The organism is Actinacidiphila acididurans (genome assembly GCF_016918855.1).
Taxonomy (GTDB): Bacteria; Actinomycetota; Actinomycetes; order Streptomycetales; family Streptomycetaceae; genus Actinacidiphila; species Actinacidiphila acididurans.
On sequence record NZ_JADKYB010000002.1, the window covers coordinates 340,061 to 358,005 of the forward strand.

The following is a 17,945-nucleotide window of genomic DNA, read 5'->3' on the forward strand; positions in this document are numbered from 1 at the left end:
GTACGCATATTCGCCCTTTCAGGTCGGCGTCCAGGGGCTGGTCAACGCCCAGGCCGGCAATGACGCCTAGGCGTCGGCTCCCGTTCGGGCGGTCTGCCGGCCGAAGAGCCGGGGGCTGGCGAGCCGGTCCAGGTACTCGGGCTCGTTGCGCGCGCGGTCGATACCGGGACGAAGGTCGATCAGGTAACGGACCGAGTCGATCACCTTGATGCCGATGCCCAATTTCTGCGCCATGCGGTCGTAGAGCTTCCGCGCGGGACTGTTGTCGGGGTGGGTCTCGCCCTCGGCGAACTCGTAGCCGCGCCGCATCGCCTCCACGAACGCCGCGGCCATCAGGTACGCGCCGATGCCCCGGGCACCACGATGGGTCTCGGTCACATAGACGTCGTGCACGTACGCCACGTTGTCGGCGAACTGGAAGTTCGGAATGGGGTCGACCATCACCAGGCCCACGGCGACGCCTTCTTCCATCGCCACGATCTGGAAGGTCGGTCCCCGGTCGACGATGCCCTCGAAGAAGGCACGGGTCATGGCGAGGTCGACCTTTTTTCCGAAGTCCTGCTGCTGCTCGACGACCAGCGGCATGAGCACGTCCAGCTTGTCGTGGGTCACCAGGACCGTATCGATACTCACGTGTTCTCCGAGTTCTGTGTTTCCGTGTCTGTGAAATGCAGGTACAAATCGTGGGCGGCGCTGCGCAGGTCGTCCGGGCCCGGGCGGGGCCGCGTCGGGAGCGAGGTGTCCAGCGCGGACATGTCGGCGCACGTCCAGTACTGGTACCGGCCGACGTGGGGGTTCGCGATCAGCCGCACGTTCAGCGGCGCCTGCGCGAAGTCCGAACACCAGTGGAGCACTTCGGCGAAGCTGACCGCGTGGCCCGATCCGAGGTTGTAGATGCCGGAGGGCGCCGCGGGATCGGCCATGAGGACGCACGTCCGCGCGACCGTGTCGACGGGTACGTAGTCCCGGCACGCCTCCAACGTGTCGGCGAAGACCGTGAGCGGTTCCTGCCGCGCGGTGGCGAGGAGCAGCTGGCCGATGATGGAGGCCATCGACTTCTTGTGCAGTTCCCCGGTGCCGAAGACGTTGGTGAAGCGCAGGCCCGCCCATCCCGGTCCACCGTCGGCGTCGAACTCACCGGTCATGTGAGTGTCGAACAAGGCCTTCGATCGGGCGTAGGCGTTCAGCGGGCCGGAACTCGCTGGAGACCCCAGCGCGGTTTCCGGCACCGGCCGCCGTGCGGCCGTCTCCCCGTAGACGCTGAACGAGGACGCGTAGACGAAGCGCGTGCCGCTGCGCGCACAGCGTTCCGCCAGCGCCGCGGGCCCGGTGACGTTCGTCTGCTCCAGGGCCTGCCAGTTGTCCTCGAGGGTGCTGCTGATGGCGCCGAGGTGCAGAACCGCCGCGAACTCGCCGTCACCCACTGCCTGGAGGATCGCCGGATCGTCGAACGAACCGGTGTGGACGGTGGTGTCCCGGCACAGGTCGGGCGGCGGCGTGTTGAGGTCCACCGTGGTGACCCGGTAGCCGGCGTTCAGGCAGGCCCGTGCCACGTGCCTGCCGATGAATCCGGCCGCTCCCGTGACGAGTACGCTCTGCCCGCTCGCGCGAGGGGGATGGAGTTCGGTCATCACGGCGTCCGTGCCGACTCGATCAGCGACGACGTCGACCAGCCGGCGACGAAAGGCACGACCACGGTGCGTCCGCCCAGGGAGCTCACCAGTTCGTTCTCGGGAATCTCCATCCCCGAGTAGTCGCCGCCCTTGACCCAGACCGCGGGTTGCAGCGCGCGGATCGCCTCGTCGGGCGTGTCCTCGCCGAACACGAGAACGGCGTCCACGGAGGCGAGGGCTTCGAGCACGAGAGCGCGTTGTGCCGCCGGAACGATGGGGCGCGACGGGCCCTTCAGCCGGGTCACGGAGTCGTCGCTGTTCAGGCAGACGATCAGGCAATCGCCCAATCGGCGGGCCTGTTCCAGCAGCCGGACGTGCCCGACGTGCAGCAGGTCGAAGCACCCGCCGGCGGCGACCACGGTGCCGCCCCTGGCACGTACCGCGTCGGCGAGCTCGATCGCCGCCTCGGCGGCCTCCTCGGGCCCGGCAGCCGAGGGACCGGCACTCACCGGACCGGCATTCACGATTTCGGCCATCGGTGCGGCGTCGTCGGCCGGGTGCTCCAGGGACGTGGGACCACCCGCCGCGACGTACCCCGAGGCCGCCGACACCGCCGATGTCACCGCCTCGCTGGGCAACTGGCCGCTCGCCAGCATGGTGGCCAGGTGACCGGCGAAGAAGTCCCCGGCCCCGCAGGGATCGGCGTTCCGTCCCGCGGCGACCTTCGTGGGCACGACCAGCGGCGGCAGATCCGGGTCGGTGAGCAGGACGGCGCCGTGCTCGTGCCGGGTGAGCGCCACCTGGACCGGCCCCCACGCGCGCCACACACCCCGTGCCGCTTCGACGTCGTCGGACAGTGTGTCGCCGCCCGCGAAGGAGGCGATCCCCCGGGCCTCCCGGCTGTTCGGCGTCACGACAGCCGTATGGGGGACCGGGGCCGTGCCGCGCGGATGCGGGTCCCAGACCAGCGGGGACCGCCGGGCGGCCTCGGTCAGTACGGCCCGCAGGCCGGCGTGCGCGGTGACGCCCCGGCCGTAGTCGGACACCAGGACGCCGTCCGCCGCCATCAGCACGCGGCGCGCCGCGACCAGCGCCTTTTCGCTCTCCCGCCCGACCGGCGGGCAGACGTCGTGTTCGTCCAGCATCACGATGGTGCGCCCGGCGGCACGGATCCGCGTCTTCACCGCGGTCGGGCCGTCCAGCCCGAGATCGACCACCTCGACCCGCGCCTCGTCCAGCAGCGTGCGCAGCCGGTCGCCGACCGCGTCCCGGCCGAGCGCGGTGACGAGGGTGACCGCGTGGCCCTGCCGCGCCCGCAGTACGGCGGCCAGTGCGGCGCCACCGGGGCGCATGTGCGTGGTGCCGCCGGACACGACCAGGGCCGGCTCGTCGGACGCGACCCGCTCCACCCGGCCGATGTGGTCGTGGTCGAGGAACGCGTCGCCGACCACCACGAGATGCGTGCGGGCTCCGCGTGCCGCGGCCGGCCGGCGTTCCGCCACCGGCTCCGGTGCCGAGGCGGACGCGAGCGGCGGTACGGGCAGGGCGGCGCCGACGGTGGCCGCGGCGGCATTCCGGGCGGCGGCGTCCCCGGCGGCGGCGGTGTCCCCGGCGGCGACGGCGGCGTCCATGGCGGCGCACATCAGGTGGATCGCCACGAGGTGGCATTCCTGCACGGTGGACGTCGCCTGCGCCGACACGGTCACCGCTTCGTCCACCAGCGCTGCCAGCGGGTTGGGGCTCGCTCCGGTCAGCGCCCAGGTCACCGCGCCGACCTCGCGCGCGGCCTCCGCGGCGCGCAACACGTTGGCGCTGCTGCCGGAGCCGGACATCAGCATCACGATGTCGCCGGGACGGGCGTGTGCCCGGACCTGCCGGGCGAAGACGTGCTCGTAGCCGTAGTCGTTGCTGATCGCGGTGACCGAGGACGTCTCGGCGTGCAGCGCCAGCGCGGACATCGGCGGGCGTTCGGTCTGGAACCGCCCCACCAGCTCGGCCGTCAGGTGCTGGGCCTGCGCCGCCGACCCGCCGTTGCCGGCCACCAGCAGACGCCGGCCGTCACCGCTGGATCGGGCCAGGCGTAATCCCCAGTCCGCGATCCGGGCCAGGTTGAGTTCGCCCAGGGCAGCCGTGAGCCGGTTCAGGTAGTCCGTAGCGGTAGCGGTCGAGGTGTCGGCCGTCATGCCGGTGCTCCTACTGTCGGGCGGCCCTGGAAGTCGTTGAGTTCGATGGTGTGGCGATCCGGGTCGGCCACGAACGCCACCGTCTCCTGCTTGATCCGGTACGGCTCGGTGACGACGTGGTAGCCGAGCGCGCGAATGTGCTCCACCAATGCCGGAACGTCGGAGACGCTGAACGCTATGTGCTGCGTGGGATGCGGGTTCGGCACGAGGTCCTGTTCCTGCCAGAGTTCTACGCCCCCCGGTCTGCCGTCCGGCGCCATCTGCAGGATGGTGCGATCGGACAACTCGTAGCGCACGACGCTGGACAGCCCGAGCGCGTCGGCGTAAAACCGTTCAGCGACATCGATGTCTGCTACATCGAGCCGGATGTGGTCGAAGGCGGTGACCGAGGTGACGGTGCGCACGCGGTCCTGCGATTCGCTGCCCAAGTCGCGCTCCTCCTTCAGGAGTGACGGAATTTCTCCACCGGTCTGCTGCGCAATCCTGCCGCTCGAGCGGGGATTGGGCGGACGGCACGAAGGCCGTGGCACAAGGGGAGTCACCGCGCAAGCCGGTTTCGAATTGAATTGGACTTGGTGACCGCCAACCACCTAACCGTCCGGGGGAGAGGCTTGCCAAGATCTTGCTGCGAACGTGCCCTTCGGGACACGAGTGACTACCCGAAGAGTCACTGAAGCGCGCCTGCCGGCTGGGACGGGGTACGGCCGTGCCGTCGTGGCCGCTCGGACCGGCTGCGGGTGGCCGGCCCGATGCGTGTCCGCAGGACCGACTGCCGCTGGAATCCTTGGCGACGGCCCGGTGAAGACAGCGAAGACAGCGGGCCGGGAAGGACGCCGGACGCGTACGGCAACCGGGCTGCCGAGGCGCTGAACGGCACCTTCGGGGCCGGGCCGATAGGGATGCGGGGACCCCCGACCGGCTTCGGCCGGGTCGGGCGGATGATCCGCGGTGACTCATCGGGTAATCACCGTGTCCGAAAGGGCACGTTCCCAGCAGGATCTTGGCAAGCCTTCGCCCCGGGCGGTTAGGTGGGCGGCAGTCACCCAGTCCAATTCAATTCGAAGCCGGTTGCGCGGTGGCTCCCCTTGTGCCAGGGCCGTCGTGCCTTTCACGCAATCCCCCGCTCCCGGAGCAGGATTGCGCAGCGGACCGGTGGAGAATTTCCGTACCGGACCCCACGGACCCGACGAACTCAATGGAGAACCACCGTGTCGACAGCTGATCTCTCCCCGGATCTTGCCGAATGGCAGTGGCCCGCCGCGGGTCCGGACACCGGTGACCCGCATTGCCGGGTGGTGATCGTCGGAGGTGGGCTCGCCGGCCTCGAAGTGGCCCGGAATCTGGCCGCTCTCGGTGTCGAGGACGTCCTGGTCGTCGAAGCCGGGCCCGCCCGGGATCTGCTGCACATCAACTCCGCGAACGATCCCGACCAAGCGCTGCGCACGTTCCTCGATCCCGCCGGGGATCCGCACTTCCACCGTCCTTGGACCCCGGAATCGGCCCCGCACTACGCCGTCAACTCCGGCCTGCGCAAGCGGCTCGGCGGACGCTCGCTGTACTGGTACGGCGCGTCGCTGCCGGTCGAGGACTGGGCGCTGGCCGACTGGCCGGAGTCGGTCGCGGCGGACCTGCGCGACTCGTGGCAGGGCGGCCGGCCGCTCTACGAACAGGTCGCGGTGGACCTCGGAGTGGACCCGAACCGGCTCGACCGGCAGCAGACGGTGCTGAAGCTCGGCGGATTCCACCTCGTCCGCACCCCGCAGGCCGAAACCCGGTTCGGCGAGGACGGCCGCTGGTACGCCTACTCGCCGCTGGACCACTGGCGGGACCCGGTGACGGGCGCCGCGTTGGACAGCCCGCGCGGCATCCGGTTCCTGTGCGACACCGAAGTCCTCTCGGTCGACATCGAGGACGGGCGGGCCCGCGGCGTCCTGGTCCGGGAAGCCGGCCCGAACGGCGAGGCCCGCCGGATCTGCGCGGACTCGGTGGTCCTGGCCGCCGGAACCATCGAGAGCAGCCGGCTGGCCATCCAGGCGCTGTCCGCGGCCGACCCCGGCCGCCCGCCCCGGCTGGACGGGCTCACCGATCACATCGTCCAGGGCTTCTTCCTGCGGGTCCGCGACACCGGCGACGACGGGGCATCGCACGGCCTGTCGTCCCCCGGCCTGTCGTCCCCCGGCCTGTCGGACGTCGCACCCGGTTCGTACGTGACCGCGTGCGACGACGCCGTCCGGTCGAACCTGTTCGTCACGGTCGAGCAGCCCGAACCCGGCGTCCTTCTTTTCGACGTGCGGCTCACCGGGGAGCAATTGCCCGGGACGCAGAGCCACGTGACGTGCCGGGCGGTCGGCGACTACCCCTGGCGTACGACCGTCACGGCGGAACTGGCCCCGGCCGACCGGGACGTCGTCGCCCGCCAGCGCCAGGTACTGGACACGGTGTGGGCCCAGCTGGTCGCCGAGTTCGGCCTGACCGCCACGCCCCTGGATTTCGACGACTTCGACCACCCGGTGCGCACGAACGCGTTCGTGCTGCCGGAGTCGATCGGCGCGCAGGCGTCCGAAGGGCCCTTCACCTGGTCGAGCCTGCTGGGGACCGAGGACCACGAGGGCTGCACGCTGCCGCTGGGCGACGTACTCGACGACCGCCACGCCTTCGCCGACGTCCCGGGCCTCTACGCCTGCGGGCCGGCGACCTTTCCCCGGATGGGCGCCGCCAACCCCTCCCTCACCACCCTGTCACTGGCGCGGCGACTGGCCCATGTCCTGGCCGCCGCTGATGGCGCGCAGCCGGGCCGAGGGACGTCGGAGGCCGACGCGTGATGTTCGCGGACAAGCGGGTCCTGGTCACCGGGGCGTCGAAGGACATCGGCCGGGGTATCGCGCTCGACCTGGTCAAGCGCGGGGCAACCGTCGTCGGCACGTACAACACCGGCGTGGCCGACGCTGAGGAACTCCTCGCCCTCGGCGTCGCGGAGATGGTCCACCTCGACCTCCGCGACCGCGGGGGATCAGCGGCCACGCTCTCCCGGCTGGCCGCCACCGGTCCCTTCCACGGGCTCGTGAACAACGCCGCGGTCATCGAGTTCACGTCCTGGGAGTCCAGTCTGGACTCCTGGGACACGGTGATGGACGTCAACCTGCGCGGCCCACTGGCCACCACGATCGCGTTCGCCCCCGCGATGCCGCCCGGCAGTTCCGTCGTCAACATCTCCAGCACGGCGGGGGCCGTCGGCTCGTTCGATTCACTCGCCTACGCGGCGAGCAAGGCCGCGCTCACCAACCTGACGAAGAGCCTGGCCAACGTGCTCGGCCCGGCCGGGATCCGGGTCAACACCGTCTCGCCCTGCATCATCGACGCCGACGCACCCGCGGCATCAGCCGCGTTGACCCCGTTGGGGCGCAACGGGTTCCCGGAGGACATCGCCTCGGTCGTGGCCTTCCTGCTCACCGACGACGCCCGCTTCGTCACGGGCACGGAAATCACCGTGGACGGTGGGTACACGGCCGCGGACGCCCTCGCGAAGCCCGCGTACGACGCGGGCTGACCGTCTTCGGCCCGGCGGCGCGGACCAACCCGCGCCGCCGGCGCCCCGGGCCCACGTTTGTCATTCCCCTGCGCGCGCTCCCGCCTCCGCCACAGAGCCGTGCGGCTGAACCTCGAGGCGTGCCAAGTCCGCCCCGATCGCGAGCAACCCCCCTCGATTACTGGGCAGTTGGGGTGCCGCAGTTCTCCGCTCACCAACTGCCGCAGCGGCGTGTCGAGGGCCCGGAGACAGCCCCCTCTGCCAGCATGGATCAGCGACGTGGGAAAGATCCACAAGGGGCGATCGGTGTGATGCCATGCGCTCGGAACGCAGGCAGGGGCCCTGCGAAGGGAACGCGGCCCGCCCGCGGGCGAGTCGTGATGCCGGTCCTGCCGGTGCCGCGGTCCCTCGGCGGCACCTGAGCCGGACCGCCTGCCGGGTGCCGGAAAGAGCAGCGCCGAGCACCCGGAGTCGACGTGTTGTAAAACCGTCCGCAGCGAGAAGACTCCCATTCCGACTGCCGTGCGACTCGTGCGGCTGCTGTGAGGAGAGTCCCCCGGTGAGACGTTTGTTTCAATTCAAACCAGCAGGTACTATCGTCCCGCCCAGACGGGAAGTTTGAATTTAAACAAGCTAGGGATGTGCGACCAAGGGCGAGTTGGCCCATGCAATTGCTCCGGCAAGCTCTGGTCTCTCTCTTGCCGGTCTCCTGGCGTCGGGCGGTTGCGCCTGCGCCTCCCTGAGCGCGGAACTGCGGCGAGCACGCCATTCGGCAAGGAAACCTGTCATGTCACTGGAAGAAATAACGGTAGCGATCCATGGCGGCGACCCGCTGTCCCGAGCGGGCCTCATCGGCTACCTGGAGCAGCAGAGAACGGCTGTCCTGACGAAGACCGACCTCGGGCAGGAGGACGAGCCCGAGGACGTGGCTGTTGTCCTCGCGGACCACATCGACGCCTCGGCCGTGGCCTGCCTGCACGATCTGGTCACCCGGCGCACGCCACGCGTCGTCCTGGTGATCGGCGAACTCAACGACGCACAGACGGAGTTGGTCATCGACGCCGGCGTGCACAGCATCGTCTGGCGGCACCAGGCCACCGAGGAACGGTTGGTGAAGGCGATTCAAGCGGCCTGCCGGGACGAGGGCGAGATTCCCGGCGACCTGTTGCGCCGGCTGCTGGACCAACTGGGCCGAATGCGCCGTGGTGTCACCGCGCCGTCGATCCCCAGCGGCCAGCCCACCCAGCGCGAGCGCAACGTTCTGAAGCTGGTGGCCGAAGGACTGGACACCAAGGAGATCGCGGGGCAACTCCACTACTCGGAGCGCACCGTGAAAGGCATCCTGCACAACCTGATGGCGCGATTCGAGTTAAGGAACCGGGCCCACGCGGTCGCCTTCGCCATTCGCGAGGGGCACATTTGACCCGAAGTTCGCGACCGGGCAGGCGGTCCCCGGCGTTTGCGTACCGACGGTTTCCGTAATGGGAACGACGGGGATAACGCGAATAAACCCGGACCGGACAATGAACACCGAGGGGCACTGTGAGAGGCACGAGTTGGCCGGACGAGCGTGAGCTGGCCACGTGGAAGGCCCTTCTGGCGGTCAGCACGATCCTCGACCACCGGATCGACCAGCAACTCAGGCACGACGGAGGACTCTCCCGCCAGCAGTACGACGTGCTCAGCCGACTCGCCGACTCCACCGACGGCGAACTGCGCATGGCCGTCCTGGCCGACGTCGCCCACACCTCGAAGAGCGGCCTCACCTACCAGGTCACCCAACTGGAGAAGGCCGGCCTGGTCCACCGCTGCACAGCGGTCGACGACGACCGCGGCGTCGTGGCCCGCATCACCGAAGCCGGCCTCGCAAAGCTGCGAGCCGTCGCCCCCGGCCACGCCGACCTCGTCCGCCACCTCCTCCTCGACAGCCTGACCGACGCGGAATTCGACGGCCTCCACACCGGCCTCGACATCCTGGCCCGCCGCCTGGGCGCCCCCGCCCTCTGACCGCGCGCGGCGCTACCGGCTCAGCACTCGATGACGTTCACCGCGAGGCCGCCGCGGGCGGTTTCCTTGTATTTGACCTTCATGTCGGCGCCGGTCTCCTTCATGGTCTTGATGACCTTGTCGAGGGAGACGTGGTGGCGGCCGTCGCCGCGCATGGCCATGCGGGCGGCGGTGACGGCTTTGACCGCGGCCATGCCGTTGCGCTCGATGCAGGGGATCTGGACCAGGCCGCCGACGGGGTCGCAGGTGAGGCCGAGGTTGTGTTCCATGCCGATCTCGGCCGCGTTCTCGACCTGGGCGGGGGTGCCGCCGAGGACTTCGGCGAGGCCGGCGGCGGCCATGGAGCAGGCCGAGCCGACCTCGCCCTGGCAGCCCACCTCGGCGCCGGAGATGGAGGCGTTCTCCTTGAAGAGCATGCCGATGGCGCCCGCCGCCAGCAGGAAGCGGACCACCGCCTCGTCCTGCTCGGCGGCCGAGGGGCCGGCCACGAAGGTCAGGTAGTAGTGCAGGACCGCCGGGATGATGCCGGCCGCGCCGTTCGTCGGGGCCGTGACCACCCGGCCGCCCGCCGCGTTCTCCTCGTTCACCGCCATCGCGTACAGCGTCACCCACTCCATGGCGTGCGCCGCCGGATCACCGGACGCCCGGAGCTGCCGGGCGGACTGCGCGGCCCGCCGCCGCACCTTCAGCCCGCCCGGCAGGATGCCCTCCCGGGACATGCCGCGCTCCACGCACGCCCGCATCACCTGCCAGATCTCCAGCAGCCCGGCCCGGATCTCCGCCTCCGACCGCCACGCCTTCTCGTTCTCCAGCATCAGCGCGGAGATCGACAGCCCCGTCTCCCCGGCCAGCCGCAGCAGCTCGTCCCCGGTCCGGAACGGGTGCCGCAGCACCGTGTCGTCCAGCTTGATCCGGTCCGCGCCCACCGCGTCCTCGTCCACCACGAAGCCGCCGCCCACCGAGTAGTACGTCTTGCGCAGCAGCACCGTGCCGTCGTCGCCGCACGCCTCCAGCGTCATGCCGTTCGCGTGGTACGGCAGGGACCTGCGGCGGTGCAGCACGATCCCGGTCGCCGGGTCGAACGGGATCTCGTGCGCGCCCAGCAGGCTCAGGCGGCCCGCCGCGGTGATCCGGGCCACTTCCTCGTCCGCCGTGTCCACGTCCACCGTGCGGGGGGAGTGGCCGGCCAGGCCCAGCAGTACGGCTTTCGGGGTGCCGTGGCCGTGGCCGGTCGCGCCCAGCGAGCCGAACAGTTCGGCTTTCACCGTGGTGGTGTGGGCGAGCAGGCCCTCGTTCTTCAGGCGGTGGGCGAAGATCGAGGCTGCCCGCATGGGGCCGACCGTGTGTGAGCTGCTGGGGCCTATTCCGATCGAGAACAGGTCGAAGACCGAGATGGCCACGGGGTACTCCGTAGGGGCTGGGCTGGTGGAGGTGCGGTGCCTTTTGGGCTGTGCGGTTGTGCGTGTGCGGTTGTTGGGCGGCTGCGGGCCGGTGGGCGGGTTGTGCCCACCCGTCCCGCTGGGGGCACCCCTGGACGAAGTCTGGGGGAGGGACGATTGCCCACAACCTGGGTACGACATCGGCACGCCCTCCTCCTGCCCGGGGAGTTGCCGTACGGCGACGGCGCCCTGAAGAGCGGCTCCTACTCGTACAAGGGGTACTTCGCGGCCAGCTTGGAGACGCGGGGGCGGAGGAGGGTGGGGTCGAAGGAGGGCTTGAGGGTGGCGGCGATGATGTCGGCGACCTCGGCGAAGTCCGTGGGGGTGAAGCCGCGGGTGGCGAGGGCGGGGGTGCCGATACGCAGACCCGAAGTGGTCATGGGGGGACGGGGGTCGTTGGGGACTGCGTTGCGGTTGACGGTGATGCCGACCTCGTGGAGGCGGTCCTCGGCCTGGCGGCCGTCGAGGGAGGAGGCGCGCAGGTCGACCAGGACCAGGTGGACGTCGGTGCCGCCCGAGAGGACGGAGACGCCGATCTCCGAGAGGTCGGCCGCGCCCAGCCGGTCGGCCAGGATGGCGGCGCCCTCCAGCGTACGGGCCTGCCGCTCGCGGAACTCGTCGGTCGCCGCGGCCTTGAACGCCACCGCCTTCGCCGCGATCACGTGCTCCAGCGGGCCGCCCTGCTGACCGGGGAAGACCGCGGAGTCGATCTTCTTGGCGTACTCCTGGCGGGAGAGGATCACCCCGCCGCGCGGGCCGCCGAGCGTCTTGTGGGTGGTGGTGGTCACCACATCGGCGTACGGGACGGGCGAGGGGTGCAGCCCGGCCGCGACCAGCCCGGCGAAGTGCGCCATGTCGACCATCAGGTACGCGCCGACCTCGTCGGCGATCCGGCGGAACTCCGGGAAGTCGAGCTGCCGGGGGTACGCCGACCAGCCCGCGATGATCAGCTTCGGCCGGTGCTCGTGGGCCAGCTTCTCCACCTCGGCCATGTCCACCCGGCCGGTGTGCTCGTCCACGTGGTAGGCGGCGACGTCGTACAGCTTGCCGGAGAAGTTGATCCGCATCCCGTGGGTCAGGTGCCCGCCGTGCGCCAGGTCCAGGCCCAGGATGGTGTCGCCCGGCTTGAGCAGGGCGAACATCGCGGCGGCGTTGGCCTGGGCACCGGAGTGCGGCTGCACATTGGCGGCCTCGGCCCCGAACAGCGCCTTCACCCGGTCGATGGCCAGCTGCTCGACCACGTCGACGTGCTCGCAGCCGCCGTAGTAGCGGCGCCCGGGGTAGCCCTCGGCGTACTTGTTGGTGAGCACCGAGCCCTGGGCCTCGAGGACGGCCGGCGGAGCGAAGTTCTCCGAGGCGATCATCTCCAGGGTGGACTGCTGGCGGTGCAGCTCGGCGTCGATCGCGGCGGCGACGTCCGGGTCGAACTCGTGCAGCGACTGATTCATCAGCGACATGATCGTTCCCGTCCGTTCACTCGGCGATGAACGCGTCGTACTCGGCCGCGGACAGCAGCTCCGCGTCGCCGTCGGCCACCCGCACCCGGAACAGCCAGCCGCCCTCGAAGGGCGCCGAGTTCACCAGCGACGGGTCGTCCACCACGTCCTGGTTGACCTCGGTGACCTCGCCCGACACCGGCGAGTACAGCTCGCTGACCGACTTGGTGGACTCCAGCTCGCCGCACGCCTCACCCGCGGTGACGGCCGCGCCGACCTCGGGAAGCTGGACGAAGACGACGTCACCGAGCGCGTCGGCGGCGTGCGAGGTGATGCCCACGGTGGCGACCCCGGCCTCGGGGGCGGACAGCCACTCGTGTTCCTTGCTGTAGCGCAGCGTCTCAGGGTTGATGCTCATGACGGAATTCTCCCGGATGGAGCGGGGCACCCGCGCAAAGGCGGCGGCCGTATGGACGTAAAGCGGGAAAAATCAGAAGGACGGCCTGGTCAGCGGCTGGTCTCACGACCGGCCCGACGGAAGGCCCGGCAGCCGGCCCGACCGGAGCCCCGAAGGACCCGAGGCGACCGGCCCGAAGGACTCAGCGGGCCCGCGTGTAGAACGGCAGCGCCACCACCCGGTGCGGCTCCAGCGAGCCGCGGATGTCCACCGCGACCCCCGCCGTGCCGGGCTCGGCGTGCGACGCGTCCACGTACGCCATCGCGATCGGCACCCCCAGGGTGGGGGAGGGGGCGCCCGAGGTGACCTCGCCGATCGCCGTGCCCGAGCCGTCGGTGACCCGGAAGCCGGCCCGCGGCACCCGGCGCCCCTCGGCGATCAGCCCGACCAGTCGGCGCGGCGGAGTGGCGGCCGCCTTCTCCGCGGCGATCGCCAGCGCGTCACGGCCCACGAAGTCACCCGGCTTGTCGAACTTCACCACCCGGCCGAGCCCCGCGTCGAAGGGCGTGACCTCGGCGGTCAGCTCGTGCCCGTACAGCGGCATGCCCGCCTCCAGGCGCAGCGTGTCCCGGCAGGACAGCCCGCACGGCACGAGCCCGGACGACTCACCCGCCTCGGTGAGCGCCTGCCACAGCGGCTCGGCGTGCTCCGGTGCCACGAACAGCTCGAAGCCGTCCTCGCCGGTGTAGCCGGTACGGGCGATCAGCGCGGGCACCCCGGCGACCGTGCCGGGCAGGCCCGCGTAGTACTTCAGGCCGACCAGGTCGGCGTCGGTGAGCGAGGCGAGGATCGCCGGGGCCTGCGGGCCCTGGACGGCCAGCAGCGCGTACGCGTCCCGGTCGTCGCGTACGGCGGCGTCGAAGCCCTGCGCCCGCTCGGTGAGCGCGTCCAGCACGGTCTGCGCGTTGGACGCGTTGGCCACCACCAGGTACTCCCGCTCGGCCAGCCGGTAGACGATCAGGTCGTCCAGGATGCCGCCGTCGGGGGCGCAGATCATGGTGTAACGGGCGCGGCCCACGGCGAGCGCGGACAGGTGGCCGACCAGGGCGTGGTCGAGCGCCTCGCCGGCCTGCGGGCCGGTCAGGGTGATCTCGCCCATGTGCGACAGGTCGAACAGCCCGGCCCGGGTGCGGACGGCCTGGTGCTCCTCGCGCTCACTGGTGTAGCGCAGCGGCATGTCCCAGCCCGCGAAGTCGGTCATGGTGGCGCCCAGGGCGCGGTGCAGCGCGTCCAGAGCGGTACGGCGCGGCTCACTCGTGGACGGAGACGGGCTCGGGGACTGGCTCATCGGCGATCGGCTCCCAGCAGGACGGGTTCACGGAGATACGGATGCAAGGCCGGTAGGACACGGCCTCCCCATCTGTCATCGGAACCTGAGAGGTTCACCGTGACCCCTGGGGGGCACGGCTTGCACCTTGGGTGAGAGGAGCCGGAGCCCCTCCGCTTTCCAGATCTGCCTCGTCCGCGCGGTATCGGTGCCTGAGAGATTCAAGGGAGGACTTGCTCCTTCGGCGCCCGTCCCCGCCTGGGGACGGAACTCTCCCGCGCGGCCTCCAACGGCCGTTATGTGGGTTGTGCCGCCCATCATTGCATGGCCGGGCACGTCACCCGCGCCCGGCCGCCGTCAACCGCTACAGTTTGTCCGCACATGGCGGACAAGGGTGGACGTGACTCCGCTCCCCCAGCACAAGGTGGGGGGCTTCCAACCAAATGGCTGCGGTCCAGCCCGAACCGGCCCTTTGCGGGCGACGAAAAGGTACCACGATGGAGAATCCGGCACCGTACATGCCTTACATATGGCCGGCCAACGAGCTGGAAGAGGTGCTCAGCGCGAGCGTGGGCAATCCCTCGGCCACCCCCCGGCTGCTGGAGGTGCTCGGCCGGTCCGAGGTGTGGGTGCCGCTGCCCAACGGCGGCACGCCGGACGCGACCGACCTCGATCTGCCCACCGTGGAGCTCGGCGGCGCGCCGTACGTGCCGGTGTTCAGCTCCGAGCAGCAGTTCCGGCAGGCCGCCGAGGGCATGTCGTGCACGGTCGCGCCGGTGACGGAGTTCGCCCGCGGCCTGCCGCCCATGGTGGGGATCGCGGTGAACCCGGGCGGGGCGGTCGGGGTGCCGCTGCCGCCGGCCGCGGTGGCCGAGCTGTGCCGTCCGGTACGTGGCCGGGACATGCCCTCCGGCGCCCGGGTGCGGCTGTGGCAGCCGGACCACGCGGACGAGCCGGTGGACTTCCTGGCCGCCGCCGCGGCCGAGTTCGCCGTGACTCCGGTGGTGCTCAGCGCCCGCCGCGCGCTGGCCGCGGTGGAGGAGGAACCGCCCGCGCTGTTCGTCGGGGTGGAGCTGGACCGCTGGCAGGATGAGGACCGGGCCGCCGCCATGGACGCCCTCGGCCGGGCCCTGGGCGCGGTGCCGCTGCCCTGGCAGGTGCACCTGATCCTGCTCGACGTCGCCCAGGACCCGGTGGGGGACTGGATGCTGGAGGCCGTGCGGCCGTTCTACGGCCGGGACTGAGCCGGGCCTGAGCCGGAACCGGGCCGCCCGCGCGCGGCGGCCCGGCGCCGGACCGCGGACCGTACCGCCGCAGGTCCGGGAGGGGTCCGGGCGCCGCCGGCGTATACGGGTTGTATAGGGCTCATTTAGACGCGACGGCTTGAGTCGATCAGCGTTCCGTCGGGAACACTCGACCTGATTTGATGGCCGACGAGAAACGACGAGACACGACAAGACGACCCGACGAGGGGAAGGGGCGGTCCCACGTGATCGCGGGCGCGCAAGGCGGCGCGGCGGCCGGGCATGTGGAGCAGATGCTGCTCCAGGTGGCACCCGGCCGCTTCGACGCGTACGAGAACCTGCTCGCGTCACTGGCCGGGGGACAGGTGTGGATGCTGCTGTGGCACGGCGCCCCGGGCTCGCCGGACGCGCAGTACGGCAGCATGGAGGTCGACGGCCACGGATACGCGCCCTGCTTCACCTCGCCGCGGGAGCTGGCCGCCAGCGGCTGGACCCGGGAGCACGAGGTGGTCTCCGGCCGGGACGTCGCGCTGACCCTCTACCCGGATCGGTGCGGCCTGTGGCTGAATCCGCACGCGGCCGGCGGCGGGGTCGGCATCCCGTGGCTGGATCTGCGGCGTATCGCGGTCGGCCTGGACCTGCTGCCGGCCGGACCGCTGCGGATCGCCGAACCGACCCTGCAGATCCCGCAGTTCTACGCGCTGCTGGCGCAGGCTGCCGGGCGCACTCCGGCGGTACGGTCGCTGCGCCGCGCCTGGGTGCAGCCGGCGCTGGGCGAGCCGTATCTGGCGGTCGGCGTCGAGGTGTACGACGGGACGCCGCGGGCGGTGGAGTCGGTGCGGCGGATGATGCAGCAGGCCGTCGGGGGCGTCCCGGACGGTGTCGCGGTCTCCACGGTGGCGATGGCCGATCCGTACGACCCGGTGGCGATGTGGATGCGGGCCGCGGGGCCGCCGTTCTTCGACCGTGAGGCGTACGGCGGCGGGCCGGCGTGGGGGCCGGCGCGCGGCTACTGACCGGCTGCTCACTCGCTGCCGACCTGCTGCCGGCTGCGTGACTCCGGCCGGGCCGGGGGCACCTCCCGTGCCGAAGGCCATGGGGGAAGGCCGATCCGGGCACCACGGTCCGTCAATCGCCGTGCCGCTTGTGTTCCTTGTGCTCCTTGTGTTCCTTGCGCTTCGGGCCGTTCCCCGAAGGTCCATCGGGTGCCGCCTCCAGGGCCGCGGCCATCAGGCCGAGCGGCGGGCTGCCCAGCCCGAGCAGCGCGGCGTGGAAGCGCGGCAGCGAGAAGTCCCGGCCCCAGGCCTTGCGGGCCTTCTTCCGCAGCCGCATGATCTCCAGCTTGCCCCAGGTGTAGCGGCCGTAGCCGGCGTCGAAGGTGCCCCGGCGGGTCTCGGAGGCGGCCGCGGAGGGGGCCAGGTGGGCGTCGCGGACGAACAGCGCGGTGGCCTCGGCGGGCGAGAGCGTCCCGGAGTGCAGCCCGATGGCCACCGTGAGCCGGGTGACCCGGACCAGCGCCTCCAGGGCCACGCCGACCGCGAAGCGCGGGTCGCGGGCCCGGAAGCCCTCCTCCAGGCAGACCTCCTCGACGTAGTGCGCCCAGCCCTCGGTGAAGGCCAGGCTGTGCAGGGAGCGGCGCACCGTGCCCGGCACCCGGCGCAGCGCCCTGCCGTGCGCGAAGTGGCCGGGGGCAACTTCGTGGACGGTGATCGACGGCAGGCTGGTGCGGGAGAAGACGCTGAGCCACTCCTCGCGCTCCTCGGCCGGCCAGTCCGGCTCGGGCGGGGTCACGTGGTACCAGGACGGCGCCTCGCGCTCGCCGGGGGCGGCCCAGGTCATCATCGCCATCGCCCAGCGGCGGGAGGCCGGGGCCGGGCCGACCAGGCACTCCCCGTCCAGGTAGGGCGCCAGCGCGTGGTCGCGGGCGAAGTCGATGACCTCGTCGGTGAGCCGGGCGGCCTCGCTGATCACGTGGTCGGCGTCCGGGTGGTCGGCCAGCAGCGCCGGGACCAGCTCGTCCACGCCGCGGTGCGGGTCCAGCGCCCGGCAGGACTCGGTGAGCAGCTCGGTCAGCCGCTCCCGCTCCCGCTCGGCGGCCCGGGCCAGCGCGTCCAGGTCCACCGGCAGCCCCTCGGCGGCGCCCATCATCGCGGCCAGGGCCGGGCCGCCCAGCCGCGGGTCGGGGTCGCCGTGCCGCGCGGCGCGCTCCAGGTGCGCCACCAGCCGGGCGTGGGCGCGCAGGGCCGCGGCCTCCTCGGGGCCGTCCGACGGGTCCAGGCCGACCGCCAGGCCGCGGGCCGCGCCCAGCAGCGCCTCGGCGACCGGCGCGCTCACCTGATCCAGTGATGCCAGTGATCCGCTGATGGCGTCCGGCCACTGCGAAAGGTGCGCCCGGCGGGCCTTCCTGCGCTCCTTGCGGCGGGCGTACTCCCGGTCGTAGCAGGCGAGTTCGAGGTTGGACAGGTGCGGGTACGGGTCGCGGCGGTGCAGCTCCAGCGCGCCGTACTGGACCCTCAGGGACTCCTCGAAGACCGCCAGGTGGGCCTCCTCGCGCGGGTCCTCCAGCGGGCCGCCGCGGCCGGCCGCGGCGAGGGCGAGCAGGCCCGCCCGCACCCCGTCGGGGGACAGGTCCTGCACCCGCCCGTCGTACTCGTGCAGGCCCGCCATTTCCCGGGAAACCGGCATCATCAGGTCGCATACCGCGCGCAGGCGATCGTTCACCACCAGACCGTACCCCGCTGGGCGTCGCCTAGGCCGTCAGGCCCAGTGGGGG

General features: G+C 71.5%; 15 protein-coding genes and 1 riboswitch. Of the genes, 6 read left to right on the forward strand and 9 right to left on the reverse strand.

Going from position 1 to position 17,945, the window contains the following annotated elements; genetic code table 11:
- Positions 1 to 66: 66 nt before the first annotated feature.
- The 4 genes from ITX44_RS04525 to ITX44_RS04545 are packed head-to-tail and all read right to left on the reverse strand — an operon-like array spanning position 67 to position 4,224.
- The gene (locus ITX44_RS04525) at positions 67 to 633 is read right to left on the reverse strand and encodes a GNAT family N-acetyltransferase (protein ID WP_205355667.1); all 567 of its coding nucleotides are present in this window, start codon (positions 631 to 633) and stop codon (positions 67 to 69) included.
- Complete coding sequence (locus tag ITX44_RS04530) at positions 630 to 1,631, reverse strand: NAD-dependent epimerase/dehydratase family protein (RefSeq protein WP_205355668.1); 1,002 nt, start codon at positions 1,629 to 1,631, stop codon at positions 630 to 632. Before ITX44_RS04530 ends, ITX44_RS04525 begins: the two co-directional genes overlap by 4 nt.
- On the reverse strand, positions 1,631 to 3,796 hold the full coding sequence (locus ITX44_RS04535) for a PfkB family carbohydrate kinase (RefSeq protein ID WP_372440828.1): 2,166 nt from the start codon (positions 3,794 to 3,796) through the stop codon (positions 1,631 to 1,633). The genes ITX44_RS04530 and ITX44_RS04535 overlap by 1 nt, the downstream gene beginning before the upstream one ends.
- A complete protein-coding gene (locus ITX44_RS04545) occupies positions 3,793 to 4,224 on the reverse strand; it encodes a VOC family protein (RefSeq protein WP_205355669.1) in 432 nt (143 codons plus the stop codon). Before ITX44_RS04545 ends, ITX44_RS04535 begins: the two co-directional genes overlap by 4 nt.
- A 780-nt stretch (positions 4,225 to 5,004) precedes the next feature.
- On the opposite strand from ITX44_RS04545, the gene ITX44_RS04550 reads away from it, so the two are divergent.
- The 4 genes from ITX44_RS04550 (at position 5,005) to ITX44_RS04565 (ending at position 9,329) form a co-directional block, all read left to right on the forward strand.
- Entirely contained in the window at positions 5,005 to 6,618 is a 1,614-nt protein-coding gene (locus ITX44_RS04550) for a GMC oxidoreductase (protein ID WP_307795092.1), read from the forward strand.
- Positions 6,618 to 7,343, forward strand: a complete 726-nt coding sequence (locus ITX44_RS04555) for an SDR family NAD(P)-dependent oxidoreductase (protein ID WP_236060092.1) — start codon at positions 6,618 to 6,620, stop codon at positions 7,341 to 7,343. The genes ITX44_RS04550 and ITX44_RS04555 overlap by 1 nt, the downstream gene beginning before the upstream one ends.
- Positions 7,344 to 8,109: 766 nt before the next feature.
- Positions 8,110 to 8,745, forward strand: a complete 636-nt coding sequence (locus ITX44_RS04560; RefSeq protein ID WP_205355671.1) for a response regulator transcription factor — start codon at positions 8,110 to 8,112, stop codon at positions 8,743 to 8,745.
- Positions 8,746 to 8,864: 119 nt separating this feature from the next.
- On the forward strand, positions 8,865 to 9,329 hold the full coding sequence (locus ITX44_RS04565; RefSeq protein WP_205355672.1) for a MarR family winged helix-turn-helix transcriptional regulator: 465 nt from the start codon (positions 8,865 to 8,867) through the stop codon (positions 9,327 to 9,329).
- Positions 9,330 to 9,349: 20 nt separating this feature from the next.
- On the opposite strand, the gene ITX44_RS04570 is transcribed toward ITX44_RS04565, so the two are convergent.
- The 4 genes from ITX44_RS04570 to gcvT all read right to left on the reverse strand — a co-directional run bounded on the left by ITX44_RS04570 (position 9,350) and on the right by gcvT (position 13,949).
- Positions 9,350 to 10,729 (reverse strand): L-serine ammonia-lyase, encoded by a 1,380-nt coding sequence (locus tag ITX44_RS04570; protein WP_205355673.1) that lies wholly within the window; start codon positions 10,727 to 10,729, stop codon positions 9,350 to 9,352.
- A gap of 242 nt (positions 10,730 to 10,971) precedes the next feature.
- Entirely contained in the window at positions 10,972 to 12,225 is a 1,254-nt protein-coding gene (glyA, locus tag ITX44_RS04575; RefSeq protein ID WP_307795093.1) for a serine hydroxymethyltransferase, read from the reverse strand.
- Between the two features lie 16 nt (positions 12,226 to 12,241).
- Positions 12,242 to 12,622: a glycine cleavage system protein GcvH gene (gcvH, locus tag ITX44_RS04580; RefSeq protein WP_205355674.1), complete on the reverse strand. Its 381-nt coding sequence runs from the start codon at positions 12,620 to 12,622 to the stop codon at positions 12,242 to 12,244.
- Between the two features lie 181 nt (positions 12,623 to 12,803).
- The gene (gene gcvT, locus ITX44_RS04585; RefSeq protein ID WP_205355675.1) at positions 12,804 to 13,949 is read right to left on the reverse strand and encodes a glycine cleavage system aminomethyltransferase GcvT; all 1,146 of its coding nucleotides are present in this window, start codon (positions 13,947 to 13,949) and stop codon (positions 12,804 to 12,806) included.
- A gap of 169 nt (positions 13,950 to 14,118) precedes the next feature.
- Positions 14,119 to 14,216, reverse strand: a riboswitch (glycine riboswitch).
- Positions 14,217 to 14,425: 209 nt separating this feature from the next.
- On the opposite strand from gcvT, the gene ITX44_RS04590 reads away from it, so the two are divergent.
- Positions 14,426 to 15,172, forward strand: coding sequence for an enhanced serine sensitivity protein SseB (locus tag ITX44_RS04590; RefSeq protein ID WP_236060019.1), 747 nt, complete (start codon positions 14,426 to 14,428; stop codon positions 15,170 to 15,172).
- Between the two features lie 245 nt (positions 15,173 to 15,417).
- Positions 15,418 to 16,188, forward strand: a complete 771-nt coding sequence (locus tag ITX44_RS04595) for an enhanced serine sensitivity protein SseB C-terminal domain-containing protein (RefSeq protein ID WP_372440829.1) — start codon at positions 15,418 to 15,420, stop codon at positions 16,186 to 16,188.
- A 112-nt stretch (positions 16,189 to 16,300) separates the two neighbouring features.
- Here the strand turns inward: ITX44_RS04595 and ITX44_RS04600 are convergent, their stop codons facing one another.
- The gene (locus ITX44_RS04600; RefSeq protein ID WP_205355677.1) at positions 16,301 to 17,893 is read right to left on the reverse strand and encodes a DUF885 family protein; all 1,593 of its coding nucleotides are present in this window, start codon (positions 17,891 to 17,893) and stop codon (positions 16,301 to 16,303) included.
- Between the last annotated feature and the right edge of the window lie 52 nt (positions 17,894 to 17,945).